Raw genomic sequence first — 14,367 nt, 5'->3', positions numbered from 1 at the left:
AGAGTCGAGTGTGTTGCGGGGAAAACACGCTGGCATGTTCAGCATCTGTAGATGCCTGGTGAGCGCAGATTGACTGGCTCACTGTCTAAGCCGGACTCACGGAAAAAAGCCGCCAAAAAAGTGAAAAATTAGACCCTTCGCTCCAGGCTCACCCACCAACGCGTGCGATAGCGCACGTGTACCGGCAGTATGCGTGGCAGTATCGCTAGCAATTTATCGGTGTCCTCCAGGCGGAATGCACCCGACAGCCGTAGATCTGCAATATCCATTGAGCAGCCCAGATAACCAGGGCGATAACGCCCAACTTCTGCAAGGAAGTCGATCAATCGCATATTTCGGGTCACTAGCAGCCCATCTGACCAAGCAGCAACGTCCATATCTCGCGGCGGAGCAAGCATGGCTTCGGTCTGACGCACGACGTAACTCTCACCTGCGTGAACGCGCGTCGAAAGTCCATCCGGCCTGTGCGGTGAGTGAATCGCTACAGTACCGCTGACCACATTCAAGCGTGTGCGGTCACTGTACTGACGAACTGTAAAACGCCCTTCGATGCCTTCCAGCAAGCCGTGTTGAGCTTGAACCAACAATGGGGCAGAGGAAGCAGCACTGCAGGTCACCAGTATTTCCCCACGCACCAATGTGATCAGACGCTGCTGCGGATTGAAGTCCAGGTCTACCGCGCTGTCTGTGTTGAGTTGCAGGCGAGTGCCATCGGGCAATTGCATGCTGCGGCGCTCGCCGGGGGCTGTTGCGAGGTCAGAAGTCCAGCGCTGCAAACCGGTCAGGTCCCGGCTTAGCCATACTGTTGAGCCCACCAGCAGTGCGCCGGCCAATAACTTCAGTGCCTGCCGCCGTCCCAGGCCTTGTGTACTGTTTTCCAGTGCTTTATGTACCCCGGGGATCGCGGTCAGATGGCTATTGAGCTCCTGTTGTAGCGCCAGTACCCGTTGCCAGGCCAGTTCGTGATCATGATGAGCTTCGCGCCATTGCTCGCATTGCAGGCGCAGCCGTGTATTGGCGGGGTTGTGACGTAAGCGCAGCATCCAACTGATGGCCTGCTTGACCACCCTAGAGTCTGGCCCGGAGCGTGTGGTGTTATTCATTGGCGCCGTAACGCAGGACGGAGCAGTAGTAAAGCGCCTCGGCGACATAACGCTCAACTGACCTCAGTGATATACCCATCTGTTTTGTGATCAGCTTGTACGTTAGCCAATCACACTGAACCATCAGAAATACCTTACGCACCTTAGGTTTTAACCCTTCCAAAAGCCGGGCGATGTCCTCCAGTAACTCCAATATCAACGCCCGCGCCTCAGCGCTTGGCGCCAGCGCTTCGGACAGATGGGCGATTGACTCGATATCGGCTCGTTCGATCTCCTCGCGGCGCCAGTGATCAACGACCACCCCTCGTGCACTTGTGCGCAACAATGCCCGTAACGCCTTGAGTTCAAAACGTTCGATTCTCTACAGCAGTCGCATGAAGGCGTTTTGAGGCAGTTCTGCTGCATCTGCGACATTGGCCATACGGCCGCGCAGCCACGTGTTAAGCCAGTTGTGGTGGGTGCAGTAAAGCGTCTGCACAACGCTATCTTCACGCGAGGTGTATTCAGAAAGAGGCCTGTAGACGAGCTCGTCCAGACGTCACAGATGTCAATTTGTCTCAGTGCTTGGCAGGCGGAAAAATTTTTTACTTCGCTCCTTGTACGACAACCTTTTGTCGGTTTCCTACCTAAAAAGAAGATCTTTCCCACAAATCACTAAGTTTTACTTCGGTGTGGCCGAAAGCCTGATAAGCCATGTGTGCACCGAAATAGAGCGGCCCGAGACGCTGCCTAGACCGTACATGGAATGCTCCATTCGGCCCGCTCACCCCCCCTTTGGCAAAAAGAAGTCGATGAAATGAATCTCAAGTTCAGTCATAAAATTTTGTTGGCCGCGTCAGGCGTCGTGGTTCTAGCCTTCGCGTTATTTACTCTTTACAACGACTACCTGCAGCGCAGCACCATCAAGCAGAACCTGGAGTCGTCTATCCAGCAGTCGGGTGAGCTCACCGCCAGCAGTGTGCAGAACTGGCTCAGCGGTCGGATATTGGTGCTCGAAAGTCTGACGCAAAACGTTGCCCACCAAGGCAGTGCGGCTGACCTCCCGGGGTTGGTCGATCAACCGGCGTTCACCTCGAACTTCCAGTTCACCTACGTTGGTCAAACCAACGGCGTGTTCACCCAGCGTCCCGACGCAAAGATGCCTGACGGCTACGACCCTCGCCAGCGTCCCTGGTACAAGCAAGCGGTGGCTGCCGATAAGCCCATGCTGACGCCGCCCTATATGGCCGCAGTGGGTGGGCAGATCGTAACGATCGCCATGCCGGTGAAAAAGAACGGCGAGTTGCTCGGTGTGGTCGGCGGTGACCTGAGCCTGCAAACCCTGGTGAAGATCATCAACTCGGTGGACTTCGGCGGTATCGGCCATGCGTTCCTGGTCAGCGGCGACGGCCAAGTCATCGTCAGCCCTGACGAAGACCAAGTGATGAAAAACCTCAAGGACATCTATCCAGGTACCAGCGTCCGTATTGAGAAAGTTAACCAAGAGGTCGTCCTCAAAGGTCAGGACCGCATCCTGTCGTTCACGCCTATTAGCGGTTTGCCCGGTGCTGATTGGTATATCGGTCTGTCGATCGATAAAGACAAAGCCTATGCACCGCTGGGCAAATTCCGCACGTCCGCGTTGATCGCCATGCTGATCGCTGTCGTCGCGATTGCCGTGCTCTTGAGCCTGCTTATTCAAGTATTGCTGCGCCCTCTGACCACCATGGGCATTGCCATGCAGGACATCGCCCAGGGTGAGGGTGACCTGACCCGCCGCTTGACGGTTACCAGCAAAGACGAGTTCGGTGAAGTGGGCAGTGCGTTCAACCGGTTCGTAGAACGTATCCACGCCTCGATCTCCGAAGTGTCTTCAGCAACGCGCCAGGTGCATGACCTGTCCCAGCGTGTGATGGCGTCATCCAACGCTTCGATCATAGGCTCTGACGAGCAGAGCGCACGTACCAACAGCGTCGCCGCAGCAATCAACGAGCTGGGCGCCGCTACTCAGGAAATCGCCCGTAACGCCGCTGACGCCTCACAGCACGCCAGTGGTGCCAGCGAGCAGGCCGACGATGGGCGCAAAGTGGTTGAGCAAACCATCCTGGCAATGTCGGAACTGTCGCAAAAGATCAGCCTGTCCTGCACCCAGATCGAAACGCTGAACGCCAGCACCGACAACATCGGCCACATCCTTGATGTGATCAAAGGCATCTCCCAGCAAACCAACTTGCTGGCATTGAACGCGGCAATCGAAGCAGCACGTGCTGGTGAAGCCGGACGCGGGTTCGCCGTGGTCGCCGATGAGGTGCGTAACCTGGCTCACCGTACCCAGGAGTCGGCTGAAGAGATTCATAAGATGATCACTTCGCTGCAAGTGGGCTCGCGTGAGGCGGTGACCACCATGAATGCCAGCCAGACCTCCAGCGAAGAAAGCGTTCAGGTGGCCAACCAGGCCGGTGAGCGCCTGGTCAGCGTAACGCAGCGAATCGTCGAGATCGACGGCATGAACCAGTCCGTGGCCGCCGCTACTGAGGAACAGACTGCCGTGGTGGAAACCCTCAACGTCGACATCAACCAGATCAACCTGCTGAACCAGCAAGGTGTGACCAACCTCAACGAAACCCTGAAAGACTGCGATGCGCTGTCTCAACAGGCCAATCGGTTGAAGCAGTTGGTCGATAGCTTCAAAATTTGATCTGCTGAGTGTGTAGGAGCGAGCGATCTCGCTCCTATCGCTTACCCAGCAAGCGGCGAACATTCTCCAGGGCGCCATCGGCGAACCCCTGCACAAACTGCTCAAATCCCACCTGTGCTGCGTCTAAGGGCTCGGCAATGATGGTCCAGGTTACCTTGGAGCAGTGCTCTCCAAGAGCGTCTACTTTGATTGCCGCCCACAGCCTGGCCACGCCCAGGGTGTTGTAGATCGTGGTCCAGGTCATGTGCATCGCGTGCTCATCCCAGCTATTTAGCTGTTCCACCACTCGGTTGCCATCGCGGAAAAATTTCGTGCGTAAGGCGCCCACACCGGTGCCGGTCATTTCGATATGCGTCAGGGCCGGTATGAAGGTATCGAAGCCTGCAAACCGCCCCACCGTGTTCCATAGGCGGGTGGCATGGCAGTCGATCACCACAGAGGCCACGATCGGCCGGCCGTTTGGGTTATGAATTAACGTATCGGGTTGCAGCGGTTTCATGAAGTTGTCCTGAAGCGGTTCAGAGAAAGCCGATGGTCTTAAGGTAATTGCAGCCTTTACTCAGAAGCGCCGCGTTCTTTTCGGGGTACTGCTCGCCCATCTGCTGGACGCCGTGTTGTGCGTTGTCATGACGGATCATCAACGTGTCGCCAATGTCTTCATCCAGTCGATCCAGGTAAAACCCGATTACGCCAAACAACGCATTGTCCTGGCCCGCTGTTCGCAGCGCCTGCTGCCAACGCGCAGTACTCACTCGTTCGAACCGATGGCCCGCCCGGCTGAACGCATCCAGGTAGTGATCCCAGCTCAATGGCTGTGGGTTGTGCAGGTTGAATACGCTTTTGTCCGCTTCAAAGCGCGTGCAGTGGTAAGCAATGAATCGAGCCAGGAAGTCCACGGGCATTAGGTCGAAATTCAGATCCAGCCGAGGCAACATTCCCAACTGCAGAGACCCCTTAAGCATCAGCATCAGGCGATTCTTCTGCGGCTGGCAGACACCGTTGCGACTGTTGAAGCTGATATTTCCAGGGCGATGGATATTTACCCAGGCACCTTGCGCGACCGCACGCCCCAACACTCGCTCGGCTGCCCACTTGGATAGGTTGTAGCCATTGCGGATGTACAGCGGCAGGGTGGTCGCAGCCGCTGCTTCGAGCACATACCCTTGCGGGTCGATGCTGCTGGACGCCGACAACGTTGAGACAAAGTTGAAGACCTTCTTGCAGCGGGTTTCGCACAGGCGCAGGCATTCGAATATGGGTTCAACGTTGTCTCTGGCCAGTGACGCGTAGTCCATCACGTGGTTGACCTGCGCCGCGTTATGCACCAGCACGCCAAAGTCTGCGGCGAGCGTGTCATACACTTCGCAGGTCAAACCCAATCGCGGCAGGCTGATGTCGGCGGAGACTACCCGTACCCGGCTCAAGTCCAGGTGTTCCAGGTGGTATTCGCGCAGCGACTGGGTAAAGCGTGCCATTGCAGGCTTCCCCGGCATCTCACGTACCAGGCATGCCACCTCGGTTACACCAGAGGCCAGCAATGCTTCGACAATATGGACGCCGACGAAACTGTTGGCCCCCGTCACAATCACCTTGTGCGGATCACCAGCGCAATTCCTATGCAAGGGAGTGATCACCCAATCCCGTTGGGCATCCAAGACTGCCTGGCCAGAGGATGCGTCGGGTGGTTCTCCGTCCTCCATCAGCGTTGCGAGCGTACGAATCGTCGGAACTTCAATGAAGTGGCTCAACGCGAAACTACGGCCAAATTGCTCGCGTACACGCAACAAGAGAGTCGACAGCAAAATTGAATGGCCGCCCAACGCGAAGAAGCTTTCGTCGATGGACAACTGATGGCTGGGCACACCCAGCAGCTCGCTCCACACCTCGCTCAATCGTGCTTGAAGCGGTGTGTGTGCAGCCCGGTGCGCAGCGCTGAAAATCGGTTGGAAGGGGAGCGCCAGCAGCGTCTTCCGGTCGACCTTGCCGTTGTTGGTGTACGGCATGCCTGGCAGTTCCACCCAGAAACCGGGTTGCATATAGTCCGGTAGCCGGTGGCGCGCATGCTGCTGTAGGGCCACCGGCGTGGCGCCGGGTGCGGGCTGGGCGACAAAGACGCAGATCCTGCTTTCATGGTCGATCACTACCGCCAGTTCGCGATACAGCCGGCTATTGCGTAGGCATTGTTCAATCTCTCGGGGTTCGACCCGGAAACCGCGGATCTTCACCTGATCGTCGCGACGCCCACCCAGCACAATCCCTTGGGCCGTCCACTGTGCCAAGTCGCCGCTGCGGTAGGCCCGCAGCGGTTGGCCGCTCGGCATCAGCAGTTCGACGAATGGGCTGTCAGCCTGATGCGGCGCATTCACATAGCCCAGACTTAATCCGGGGCCGACGATGTACAACTCGCCGATCACCTGTTCATCCACAGGTTGCAGATCGTCATCGAGTATCAGCACCTGGCTATTGGCGATGGGGTGGCCAACGTTGCGATTGTTGTCATCGGGTGCGAGCGTCCGGTGCGTAATCAGCACTGTGGTTTCGGTGGGGCCATAGAGGTTGTGAAGCTGACACTGCGCTGCCAGTCGCTCGACGACATGGGGTTCGCAGGCATCGCCACCGGTGAGCAGGTGCGTCACACCCAAGGGTTGATCCAGCGGCAGGATATTGAGCAGCGCGGGCGGTAGGAAGGCATGGGTAACGCACTGTCGACGGAGCAGTTCCACCAGTTGCTCAGGGTCGCGTCGTTGTTCTTCACTGGGCACGATCAACTGCGCACCTGCAATCAGCGCAGGGAAAATGTCGATCAATGACGAGTCGAAACCCAGGGGCGAAAACTGTACAACGCGGCTCCATTCATCTGGCTTCATGCAGGACCCAAGCCAAGCAGTGAAGTGCGCCAGGTTACCTTGACTGAGGAGCACCCCCTTGGGCTGGCCCGTGCTGCCAGAGGTATAGAGCACCATGCACGGCATATCCGAGCAGGGGCGATTGTGCATCAACGGATGAGCAAATTTGAGGGTGTGTGGCTTAACGGTGCTGACATCGAGTGAAGTGAAATGCGCCCGTAACGGGTGCTGGCCGGTATCCAGCAACACTTGAGCCCCGGCGCTTGCGAGCATGGTCTGATGCCGTTTAAGAGGCTGCTCAGATTCCAGTGGCAGGTACACCGCGCCACAGCCGAGCAGCGCAAGAATGCTGGCGTACAGTTCGATGGACTTTTCCATGCACACGCCAACTATCCACGGTGTTTCAACAGCGTCCAGCAAGGGCTGTAATCGTTGCTGGATTGCTATGGCTTGAAGGTGCAACTCGCGGTAGGTCACCGTGTGCCCGGCGATATTCAGAGCCGTCCGGTCAGCGAAGGCATAAAGGCTGGACTGGAGCTGTTCGATCACAGGCACCTGGGCTTTCTGGATCAGGTTGGGGTCTGCCGTACGATTGAATCGGTGCATAAAGGCCAGCGTCTCCAGCCCCCGCAAGCTCTGCTCGGGCCAGTCAGTGGCAATCGCGCTCGTAGAGAGAGCCCCGGGATCACGTGAAAAACCACTGACGAGCAGCGCGACCCAGTCCACCACTGTGTCTGTGACCTGCCGACGCAGTCGCTGGCCGTTACCACTGGGTTCTTCGGCGATGTCCAGCACGGCAGACAAACGTCGCTCACGGTCATAGGCGCGCAGTTGCAACAGGGGCAACCCGCAATCGGTTACCGGACCGACCCCAAGGCGCAGACTTATACAGGAGGCTTTGCCCACGTCATCCGGCAACGGCAGGCTACCGTCTTCAATCCACAGGTCGATGTTCTTATCGCCCGACACATGCCCGTATTGCTCCAATACGGGCCTGATGGCGCCAAGTGCCTTGCTTGTTCCGAGCCAGCCGATTGTCAGGCACCTCATGGCGACACCGGCAGGTAGTCGTTCAGCGCCTGTGTCACACTTGGCGTTTGCAGCAAGCCGCTGTGTTGCAGGAAACCCATGATATTGCCCATCAATGGGTGCTGGCGGGTGATGGGAAACGCCAGCGCTGCGACTTCATCGCGCAGATTCCCGCGTAGGCGAGCGCTGATGTCGAGGTGCTCGATCAGTTGCAGGTCGAAGTTTTTCTGCAGGTCGTTGGTCAGGTAATGCGCCAGGAATGTGGGCAGTACCTGAGCGATGCTGTCACGGTCGTCCGGGCTCGCGGTTTGCCAGTAAATACGCACCAGCCGGGTCCAGAACTGCGCATGGCGGCCTTCGTCAAACAGGTGGTCGGCCATCAAGCCACGAACGGAAGCTTTGACACTGCTGTCCTTAGAGAACGCTGCGACATCGTGGGTTACGGTGTTTTCGGCGATAGCCACGCCAATCAGTTCTACAGCATCGCTCAGATGGGCGGGGGCCTGCGCCTGTGCCGCCGGCAGCGCACGGCTCAGTTCGATATGCTCCGGCAGGTCGAGCGGTTGTATGCCGGTCATTTCCACTGCCTGTTGCAGGAAATCCAGCGCTACCAGGGCGTGGTAGTCCTCATCCACCACCACCGTCATCGCATCAACGCGACAGGCTAGGGGGAAGGGTAGCGAGAAGCGATTCTTGGCAATATTGCGCGCAGTTTTTTCGACGATTTCGGTTTCAAAAATGACCACGTCGTTGATGAATTTGTAGAAGCTTTGCACCAGCACGAAGTCGCGCCATTGTGCGCAGTGTTCAACAAAGGTCTTGCTGAGTACCAAGGGTTGGCGGCACATCGGATAGATCAGATTGTCATCGTTTTCCAGCAAGCGGCGAGGGCGTGTACGGATGGTCGCGCGGCGTTCCCAGTCGTCGGCGATGGGGGTGTAGCCCGCGGTATTCATGGGCGCACCTCTTGCAGCGCGGCCCGCACCTCGTCCCAGAACGTGATACGGCTTTCTACGGCGGCGAGGGCTGCTTCGTCGGCTTGTTTCGGGTAACTCGGAGCCACTGCCAGCAAGCGTTCGAGCAACTGCTCAGCTGCCGGCCCATGATGCTCAGCGTCTAACTCAATGTGGCGCTCGAAGTAGCCGCGCAAGGTGGGTGCTTGGCGATGGATAAACGTATCAGTCTGCAGGATGCGTTCGAACATGCGTGGGACGACACACTCACGGCCATGAAGGAATACGGCGGCTACACAATGGGTGGGTGCGTTCAGTGCCATGTGCAATGTGTCGCTGACGAAGCGTGCAGCACCAGCAGGAGCGTTCGACATGCTCAGGGCAGTATTTGCATCAACGCCTTGGTGTTGCAGTGCAATGAAACGGTTTATCGACGAGGTGCTGGCGCCGACTTCGACCATGGCTTCCAAGTACAACTCGAAGTGGCTGCAATAGCCTTGCCTGGGGTGTGAGTCCGACTCTTCGCCCAGCACTATCTCATTGATCAGGCGTGCAGCGTTCGGGTCGGCCGGTGGCAGCCAAGGCAGGCGAGTGCATGTCAGGTCCTGTTGCAGGCGTTTGGTGAGTGTCATGAAGTCCCAAACTGCAAACACATGGTGCTCCATGAATAGTTGTAATTTTTGCAGTGAGGTTATTTCCAGAAATAACGGATGGTTGCACAACTTCAGTTTTCTTTTTTCAAGTAATGGTGGGTACATGGTTGATGCCTATGAGTTGTTGCGTCTGCTGTTTAAGCAGTATTGGGTTGTTGTGAGTGGCAAGGAGATAAAGAGATATAAGCCAGACTTGGCGCGCACAAACGCTCGCGCGATTGGGGCTGCGCCGTCGAGTTAAGTGTCTGGTTTAGTGGCGGTGGATAATAAGCGGGTTAAACAAGTTGGTAAGCATATGAATGCATTAGATGTTTTGCTAAATAATATTAGCTGTCGGCAACTTGCATTATAAGAGTGAGAAGTTTCTTCGGCGCGGGGTGTGCTACCTGATCAGGTAGGAAGCCCCGCAGCTCTTGAGCGTCAAGACGAGAGACCTGGCGCTTTGTTATGGGGTGTTTTTTACAGTGGTATTCGGGCTGTTGAGATAGGCTGTGATCACTTCCATTCCGCGCATCAAGTGATTACGCAGTGTCAGGATGCTTTCGTCGGTTTTCCTCTGCGCCACAAGGTTTAGCAGTTCACGGTGATCTTCCTGGGATGTCTCACCCAGCCCCATCGCTTCTAGGTTGAAACGCAGGAAGCGCTCTTCCTCATTTAACCCGTGCTCTACCAATTTGAGTAGCCGTTGGTTAGGCGCCTTGCTGTAAAGGGTCATGTGAAACAGGCGGTTGAGACGACCGATCTCGGTGTAGTCCTTTTCCTGTTCGAGGGCACAAATGAAATTCTCTGCATCGGCCAGATCTGCTTCGGTCAGCAAGGGAATCGACAAGCGTAGCGCTTCAGACTCCAGCAACAGTCGCAGCTCATAGGTCTCAGCTGAGTTGTCTTCGATCAACGGTGCCACGACGGCGCCCTTGTGGGTGACCACATGCAGCAGTGACTGCGCCTCTAACTGGCGCAAGGCTTCACGCACGGGCATGCGGCTGACCCCGAACAGGCTGGCGAGCTCCTGCTGGCGCATGGCGGTACCGCAGGGCAACCGGCCATCGAGGATGGCATTGCGCAATGTTTCTTCAATCACGGAGCGAGCGAGATGGGCGGGAATAGGACCGCTGATCTTGATGCTGTTCAAAGGGTTCGGCTTCTGCGTCACGGCTACGCTATCCTCCTTATTCAAAGAGTGGTGGCTAATTGGATCCAATGCACACTAGTGGCTGCCAATAAGCTTGTCAAACGGCCACGGTTTCGGCTTGTAAGCGTTTCAACGCGGGGCTCCGGCGGCCCACATCCGAGCTTTCCGGGGTCTTACACGCTGCTGCCATGTTGCGACATTCCCGCATATCGATATTCATTAACGGTATTTAAAATGCCGTTCTTATACCTATAAAGTCACTCTCCTGTCTGACCGGGAGTGAACTCATGTCTGCCACCTCTACTGTTCCAACAGCGATCTTTTCCGCCCAGGATTTCGAGGTTCGCCCGCTGCCCGGCAGCGTCGGTGCGGAGATTATCGGTCTGGACCTGTCCCGGCCAGTCAATGACCAGGATTTCGCGCGTATTCATCGCGCGCACCTGGATCACCATGTGGTGGTCTTTCGCGACCAGCGCATCACCCCCGAACAACAGATTGCCTTCAGTCGCCGTTTTGGCGTGCTGCAGATCCACGTACTCAAACAGTTTCTGCTGGCCAACCACCCGGAAATCCTGATCGTTTCCAACATTATCGAAAACGGCCAATCCATCGGCCTGGGTGACGCGGGTAAATTCTGGCATTCGGATCTGTCCTATAAAGAACTGCCGAGCCTTGGCTCGATGCTCCATGCGCAGGAGTTGCCCTCTGAAGGGGGCGATACTTTGTTCGCCGACATGCACAAAGCCTGGGATCAACTGCCCGAGCACCTGCGCAAAGCTGTCGAAGGCCGCAGCGCCGCCCATTCCTACACCGCGCGCTACAGCGAGACCAAGTTCGAAGGCAATTGGCGCCCCACGCTTACTCCCGAGCAGTTGGCGCAAGTCGCAGAAGTGGTACACCCGATTGTGCGCACCCACCCGGAAAACGGCCGCAAAGCGTTGTTCGTCAGTGAAGGGTTCACCACCCGCATCGTCGGCCTGCCGGAAGACGAAAGCCGCGATCTGCTGGCTCAGCTGTACGCCCACAGCGTGCTGCCGCACAACATCTATCGCCACCAATGGCAGCCCCACGACCTGGTGTTCTGGGACAACCGTTCGCTGATCCACTTGGCCGCCGGTTGCCCGAGCCATCTGCGCCGCAAGCTGTTTCGCACCACCATCCAGGGCGACGCGCCTTTCTGATTCGGAGCATGACCATGTCCAGGAACATTCCATTTGCACGATTGGCCGCCACAGTTGGATTGGGTATCAGTCTGTTGGCGGGCAGCCTCGTCGCTCCAACAGCGGCCCAGGCCGAAGGCGAGATCCGCATCGCCGAACAATTCGGCATCGTCTACCTGCTGCTCAACGTGGTGCGCGACCAGAACCTCATCGAGAAATACGGCAAGCAGGAAGGCATCGACATCAAGGTCGACTGGACCCAACTTTCCGGTGGCGCGGCAGTCAACGATGCGCTGCTGTCCGGCTCCATCGATATCGCCGGTGCCGGTGTCGGTCCGCTGCTGACCATCTGGGATCGCACCCACGGTAAGCAGAACGTCAAGGCCGTAGCGTCCCTGGGTAACTTCCCGTACTACCTGGTCAGCAACAATCCCAAGGTCAAAACCATTGCCGATTTCACCGACCAGGACCGTATCGCCGTGCCTGCGGTGGGCGTTTCGGTACAGTCGCGCTTCCTGCAATACGCCGCCGCCAAGCAGTGGGGTGATAAGGAATTCAATCGCCTTGACAAGTACACCGTCGCCGTCCCGCACCCTGACGCCACCGCCGCATTGATCGCAGGCGGTACTGAACTGACCGGGCACTTTTCCAACCCGCCATTCCAGGACCAAGCCCTGGCCAACCCCAATGTGCATGTGGTGCTGAACACCTATGACCTGCTGGGGCCGAACTCACCGACGGTGTTGTTCGCCACCGAAAAATTCCGCAACGACAACCCGAAAACCTACAAGGCCTTTGTGGACGCGTTGACCGAAGCCGCACAATTCGCCCAGAACGATAAGGGCGCCGCAGCCGACACTTACATCCGCGTGACCAAGGCCAAGATCGACCGCGCCGAGCTGCTCAAGATCATCGACAACCCACAGTTCGAGTTCAGCGTCACGCCGAAAAACACCTACCCGCTGGCGGAATTCCTCTACCGCGTCGGCGCCATCAAAAACAAGCCTGAATCGTGGAAGGACTATTTCTTCCAGGACGCCAAGCCCCTGCAAGGAAGCTGAGATGAACGCGCCCTTGCAAGGCCACACGGCCAGCGACCTGCACACCGCCGAGCCGTTGCTGGCGGTGGATAGCGTCAGCCTCGAATACCGTACTCCCGAGCGCGTGGTACGGGCTACGCACCAAGTCAGTTTCGAGATCGATCCGGCTGACCGTTACGTGCTGCTGGGCCCTTCGGGCTGCGGCAAATCCACGTTGCTCAAGTCCATCGCCGGGTTTATCAAACCGTGCGAAGGCGAGATTCGTTTGCTGGGGCAAAAGGTCGAACAACCCGGCCCGGACCGCATTGTGGTGTTCCAGGAATTCGACCAACTGCCACCGTGGAAAACCGTCAAACAGAACGTGATGTTCCCACTGTTGGCGTCCAAGACCCTCAAGCGCCGTGAGGCCGAAGAACGCGCGCTGCACTACCTGGACAAGGTGGGCCTGAGTGCCTTCGCCGACGCTTACCCCCACACGCTTTCCGGCGGCATGAAAGCCCGTGTGGCCATCGCCCGCGCGCTGGCCATGCAGCCGAAAATCCTGCTGATGGACGAACCCTTCGCCGCCCTTGATGCCCTGACCCGGCGCAAGATGCAGGAAGAATTGCTGCTGCTCTGGGAGGAGGTGCGCTTCACCTTGTTGTTCGTCACCCACTCCATCGAAGAAGCACTCGTGGTGGGCAATCGCATTCTGTTGCTGTCCCCCCATCCGGGGCGCGTACGTGCAGAAATCCACAGCCATCAATACGACCTGCACAGCTTGGGCGGTGTGGACTTCCAGGCGTCGGCGCGGCGTATTCATCGCTTGTTGTTCGATGAAACCAGCGCAGCGGAACCCGAGTTGGGTTTTGCCGACATCCGCATCGCTTACTAAGGGGGTAACCCATGCGCCAGGAATATGAAGTCACCCTCGAACCGCTGCTCAGTGTCCCCGTGGAGCGCGAGTTGCGCCTGCGCCAACGCCTTTGGCAACAAGGCTGGCTGCGCAAGGGCCTGATCCTGATCGTGCTTGCGATCCTCTGGGAAGTCGTGGCGCGCTATCAGAACAACGACTTGCTGCTGCCGAGTTTTCTGCAGACTTTTAATGCGCTGTCCGACGGCCTGCTCAGCGGTGAACTGCTGAGCAAGGTGAGTATCTCGCTGGTGGTGCTGATCAAGGGTTACCTGATCGGCATAGTGCTGGCCTTTGCCCTGACCACCTTGGCTGTGTCGACCCAATTGGGCCGCGACCTGCTGAGCACCCTGACCTCGATGTTCAATCCACTGCCGGCCATTGCGTTGCTGCCGCTGGCGCTGCTGTGGTTCGGCCTGGGCCAGAACAGCCTGATTTTCGTGCTGGTGCATTCGGTGTTGTGGGCGCTGGCGCTCAACACCTATTCGGGGTTCCTCGGTGTGTCCGAGACGCTGCGCATGGCGGGTCGCAACTATGGTCTGAAGGGCATGCGCTTTGTGCTGTTTATCCTGATCCCGGCTGCACTGCCGTCGATCCTCGCCGGCCTGAAAATCGGCTGGGCGTTTGCCTGGCGCACGCTGATCGCCGCCGAGTTGGTGTTCGGCGCCACCAGCGGCAAGGGCGGGCTGGGTTGGTACATCTTCCAGAACCGCAATGAGCTGTATACCGACAAGGTGTTTGCCGGGTTGGCGGTGGTGATCCTGATCGGCCTACTGGTGGAAAACCTCGTGTTTGACACCTTCGAGCGGCTCACCGTGAAGCGTTGGGGCATGCAGCGCTAAACAGGAATGATTGCTCTTTGTCCGACGTGAACCTGATAAT

The 14,367-nt window shown here is 57.6% G+C and carries 11 protein-coding genes and 1 pseudogene; 5 read left to right on the top strand and 7 right to left on the bottom strand.

Annotation, left to right across the window (positions count from 1 at the left end; all coding sequences use genetic code 11):
* Positions 1 to 128: 128 nt before the first annotated feature.
* Positions 129 to 1,103, bottom strand: a complete 975-nt coding sequence (locus tag ACKZ62_RS27905) for a FecR domain-containing protein (RefSeq protein WP_447096133.1) — start codon at positions 1,101 to 1,103, stop codon at positions 129 to 131.
* Positions 1,096 to 1,524, bottom strand: a pseudogene (locus ACKZ62_RS27900) (sigma-70 family RNA polymerase sigma factor). Before ACKZ62_RS27900 ends, ACKZ62_RS27905 begins: the two are co-directional and overlap by 8 nt.
* A gap of 375 nt (positions 1,525 to 1,899) precedes the next feature.
* On the opposite strand from ACKZ62_RS27900, the gene ACKZ62_RS27895 reads away from it, so the two are divergent.
* Positions 1,900 to 3,780, top strand: a complete 1,881-nt coding sequence (locus ACKZ62_RS27895) for a methyl-accepting chemotaxis protein (RefSeq protein WP_032884796.1) — start codon at positions 1,900 to 1,902, stop codon at positions 3,778 to 3,780.
* A gap of 34 nt (positions 3,781 to 3,814) precedes the next feature.
* Here ACKZ62_RS27895 and ACKZ62_RS27890 read toward each other — a convergent pair whose 3' ends face one another.
* From ACKZ62_RS27890 to ACKZ62_RS27870, 5 genes are all read right to left on the bottom strand, one after another.
* Entirely contained in the window at positions 3,815 to 4,279 is a 465-nt protein-coding gene (locus tag ACKZ62_RS27890; RefSeq protein WP_095186346.1) for an SRPBCC family protein, read from the bottom strand.
* 19 nt (positions 4,280 to 4,298) lie between these two features.
* Positions 4,299 to 7,676 carry an amino acid adenylation domain-containing protein gene (locus ACKZ62_RS27885; protein WP_447096132.1) on the bottom strand — a complete coding sequence of 1,126 codons (3,378 nt, stop codon included), beginning with the start codon at positions 7,674 to 7,676 and terminating at the stop codon, positions 4,299 to 4,301.
* Positions 7,673 to 8,611, bottom strand: coding sequence for a diiron oxygenase (locus ACKZ62_RS27880; protein ID WP_447096131.1), 939 nt, complete (start codon positions 8,609 to 8,611; stop codon positions 7,673 to 7,675). Before ACKZ62_RS27880 ends, ACKZ62_RS27885 begins: the two co-directional genes overlap by 4 nt.
* Complete coding sequence (locus ACKZ62_RS27875; protein WP_447096130.1) at positions 8,608 to 9,366, bottom strand: DUF3050 domain-containing protein; 759 nt, start codon at positions 9,364 to 9,366, stop codon at positions 8,608 to 8,610. The genes ACKZ62_RS27880 and ACKZ62_RS27875 overlap by 4 nt, the downstream gene beginning before the upstream one ends.
* 340 nt (positions 9,367 to 9,706) lie before the next feature.
* Positions 9,707 to 10,414 carry a GntR family transcriptional regulator gene (locus ACKZ62_RS27870; RefSeq protein WP_032884807.1) on the bottom strand — a complete coding sequence of 236 codons (708 nt, stop codon included), beginning with the start codon at positions 10,412 to 10,414 and terminating at the stop codon, positions 9,707 to 9,709.
* A 266-nt stretch (positions 10,415 to 10,680) separates the two neighbouring features.
* Here ACKZ62_RS27870 and ACKZ62_RS27865 point away from each other — a divergent pair, with 266 nt between their 5' ends.
* From ACKZ62_RS27865 to ACKZ62_RS27850, 4 genes are read left to right on the top strand one after another with little or no spacing between them, the layout of a single operon-like run.
* Positions 10,681 to 11,574, top strand: a complete 894-nt coding sequence (locus ACKZ62_RS27865) for a TauD/TfdA dioxygenase family protein (protein WP_032884809.1) — start codon at positions 10,681 to 10,683, stop codon at positions 11,572 to 11,574.
* Positions 11,575 to 11,588: 14 nt separating this feature from the next.
* Positions 11,589 to 12,614, top strand: a complete 1,026-nt coding sequence (locus ACKZ62_RS27860; RefSeq protein ID WP_447096129.1) for an ABC transporter substrate-binding protein — start codon at positions 11,589 to 11,591, stop codon at positions 12,612 to 12,614.
* A gap of 1 nt (position 12,615) precedes the next feature.
* Positions 12,616 to 13,467: an ABC transporter ATP-binding protein gene (locus ACKZ62_RS27855; RefSeq protein ID WP_447096128.1), complete on the top strand. Its 852-nt coding sequence runs from the start codon at positions 12,616 to 12,618 to the stop codon at positions 13,465 to 13,467.
* A gap of 11 nt (positions 13,468 to 13,478) precedes the next feature.
* Positions 13,479 to 14,327, top strand: a complete 849-nt coding sequence (locus tag ACKZ62_RS27850) for an ABC transporter permease (RefSeq protein WP_447096127.1) — start codon at positions 13,479 to 13,481, stop codon at positions 14,325 to 14,327.
* Positions 14,328 to 14,367: the final 40 nt, after the last annotated feature.

Source organism: Pseudomonas sivasensis (assembly GCF_052938085.1).
Note: the sequence above shows the minus strand (reverse complement) of the source record. Positions and strands in the feature narration are given on the sequence as shown.

What these genes read in the sequence shown, in the direction of transcription:
- ACKZ62_RS27895 (WP_032884796.1), top strand. Translation starts at nt 1,900, where the DNA reads ATGAATCTCAAGTTCAGTCATAAAATTTTGTTGGCCGCGTCAGGCGTC.
- ACKZ62_RS27885 (WP_447096132.1), bottom strand. Translation starts at nt 7,676, where the DNA reads ATGAGGTGCCTGACAATCGGCTGGCTCGGAACAAGCAAGGCACTTGGC.
- ACKZ62_RS27880 (WP_447096131.1), bottom strand. Translation starts at nt 8,611, where the DNA reads ATGAATACCGCGGGCTACACCCCCATCGCCGACGACTGGGAACGCCGC.
- ACKZ62_RS27860 (WP_447096129.1), top strand. Translation starts at nt 11,589, where the DNA reads ATGTCCAGGAACATTCCATTTGCACGATTGGCCGCCACAGTTGGATTG.
- ACKZ62_RS27850 (WP_447096127.1), top strand. Translation starts at nt 13,479, where the DNA reads ATGCGCCAGGAATATGAAGTCACCCTCGAACCGCTGCTCAGTGTCCCC.
- ACKZ62_RS27875 (WP_447096130.1), bottom strand. Translation starts at nt 9,366, where the DNA reads ATGTACCCACCATTACTTGAAAAAAGAAAACTGAAGTTGTGCAACCAT.
- ACKZ62_RS27865 (WP_032884809.1), top strand. Translation starts at nt 10,681, where the DNA reads ATGTCTGCCACCTCTACTGTTCCAACAGCGATCTTTTCCGCCCAGGAT.
- ACKZ62_RS27905 (WP_447096133.1), bottom strand. Translation starts at nt 1,103, where the DNA reads ATGAATAACACCACACGCTCCGGGCCAGACTCTAGGGTGGTCAAGCAG.
- ACKZ62_RS27855 (WP_447096128.1), top strand. Translation starts at nt 12,616, where the DNA reads ATGAACGCGCCCTTGCAAGGCCACACGGCCAGCGACCTGCACACCGCC.
- ACKZ62_RS27890 (WP_095186346.1), bottom strand. Translation starts at nt 4,279, where the DNA reads ATGAAACCGCTGCAACCCGATACGTTAATTCATAACCCAAACGGCCGG.